1 pseudogene is annotated in these 306 nt (G+C 36.6%); it reads left to right on the top strand.

The features are described from left to right. Positions 1-17: 17 nt before the first annotated feature. Positions 18-306 (top strand): annotated as a pseudogene (locus PZE06_RS27720) (MerR family transcriptional regulator); the annotation flags it as partial.

The following is a 306-nucleotide window of genomic DNA, read 5'->3' as shown; positions in this document are numbered from 1 at the left end:
AACGCAGTGTATAAGTAGTGAGGTTCAACTCTTTTGCTACTTATACACTGCGTTATTATGATAAAGAAGGCTTGCTCCCTTTTGTCGAACGAAAAGCGAATGGCACCCGCATATTTAAACAGTCTGATATAGAAGCTTTAAAAATTATTGAGTGTTTAAAGTCAACAGGGATGCCGATAAAGGAAATTAAGCATTTTATCGATTGGTGTGGAGAATGTGATTCAACCTTGCAAAAACGTTATGACATGTTTATGGAAAGGAAACCTGTGTTGAAGCACAGATGGAGGAACTGAAAAAAACAATGAA

Source organism: Robertmurraya sp. DFI.2.37, from assembly GCF_029211245.1.
In the GTDB taxonomy this organism is placed as follows: domain Bacteria; phylum Bacillota; class Bacilli; order Bacillales; family Cytobacillaceae; genus Robertmurraya; species Robertmurraya methanolica_A.
The sequence above is the reverse complement of the archived record's forward strand: the minus strand, read 5'-3'. Positions and strand labels throughout refer to the sequence as shown.